This window comes from Caballeronia udeis (assembly GCF_044909315.1).
GTDB lineage: Bacteria > Pseudomonadota > Gammaproteobacteria > Burkholderiales > Burkholderiaceae > Caballeronia > Caballeronia udeis_A.
The window spans coordinates 1-1,497 of sequence record NZ_JBIYEB010000087.1 but is presented as its reverse complement, the minus strand read 5'-3'; the positions used below and the strand labels follow the sequence as shown (position 1 = coordinate 1,497).

At 61.1% G+C, this 1,497-nt stretch carries 2 protein-coding genes; both read right to left on the bottom strand.

The features are described from left to right. Nucleotides 1–44: 44 nt before the first annotated feature. Nucleotides 45–341, bottom strand: a complete 297-nt coding sequence (locus tag ABH944_RS44570; RefSeq protein WP_404615830.1) for a hypothetical protein — start codon at nt 339–341, stop codon at nt 45–47. 13 nt (nt 342–354) lie between these two features. Next, complete coding sequence (locus tag ABH944_RS44565) at nt 355–1,437, bottom strand: IS630 family transposase (RefSeq protein ID WP_404615828.1); 1,083 nt, start codon at nt 1,435–1,437, stop codon at nt 355–357. Nucleotides 1,438–1,497: the final 60 nt, after the last annotated feature.

Genomic DNA, 1,497 nt, shown 5'->3' with positions numbered 1-1,497 from the left:
GTACTAGTACAACATCGCTTAAATAGCTTTAATAATTAGCCTCGTTAATTATCGGGTTGCAAATACGGCTCCAGGAGCGTGACGACCAGCTGTGCCATCTCGTCGAGCGACCCGGCGCCGGGCAGAGGTTCCCAACGTCCACTATGGCTGCGAAAGGCCGCGCCATAACGATTGCGGCCAAGCTCGCTCAGCCGCGCCACCACGGTCGGTTCCTCATCGTCCAGACGTTTGATCAGCAGGTGACGCCCGTAGGCTTGCGTGACGATCTGCTCATGGCCGAGCAGGCTGCGCAGTTGACGCTGCAGTTCGGCAGCGTAATGTTTGGTGGATAAAGCTGGCATGTCGATCCCTCGATTACGATGCGCCGCTTTGCAGCGGATAGCCCCGGAAACTCCATTTGAAGGGGCATGCGGCCTGATTGTGCGCGCGGATGAACTGCTCGGTGCGCTCGCACAGATGCGCAGTGCTGGTGTGGCTCGCATGGCGCAGCACCCGGCGCGTGTAGCGGGCAAACCAGAGTTCGATCTGATTGACCCAGCTTGCGTGCAACGGCGTGAAGTGCAAGTGAAAGCGCTTGCCGTGCCGCTCGTTGAACGCATGCCAGACGGCCTGGGCGCGATGCGTGTTCAGATTGTCCCAGACAACGTGCACCTGTTTGTCCGGGTACGCGGTTGCCACGCGCTCCATGAAGGCGACCAGATCGTTCTGGGTACGCCGCTCGCGGCACTCTGCCAGTACCTGTCCGGTATGCACATCGAGCGCGGCAATCAGCGCCTGGGTGCCGTGACGAACATATTCAAACTCACGACGGCGCAGCCGTCCGGGCGCGGGCGCACGTCCCGGGTGCTTGCGCTCAATGGCCTGAATGCCAGTCTTCTCGTCGATACTGAGCACCACCGCGTTTCTGGGGGCCTTGCGGTACAGTTTGCAAATCCCGTTGACCTTCTCGCGAAAGGCCGGGTCCGGACTGTGTAGCCATTGCTGGACCCGGTGCGGACGCACGTCGCCGGCCTGCAGAATGCGCTGCACATGGCTGCGGCTGATCTGTTCGACGACGCCGCGCTCCACGGCGCGCGCCGCAATCTCGTCGAGTGTCGGGGTGACCTCTCCCTCAGGTTCCTGCGTTTCACACGCCAGCGCAATCAACTGCAGCCGCGCTTCATGCGTGATGCGTGGCGGACGGCCACTGCGCTCGCCCTCGCGAATGCCTTGGGCACCTTGCTGGGCAATGCGCTTGCGCCACAGGCAGACCGTTTGTACCGAGACACCCAGTTCCCGCGCAATCACCGTATTGGAGTGGCCCTCGTGGGCCCACAACGCGATGCGTGCCCGCATCACATCTCGCTGCGCCGCCGTCTTCCGCTCGATCAGCGCTAGCAGTTCCTGTCTTTCTTTGTTCGCCAGTTTCACTGGCGTTGCATGGCGGCCTCGGCTCATCCCGTCATGATAACCGAGGTAGTTAATTATTCAACCTATTTACGGGATGTTGTACTAGTT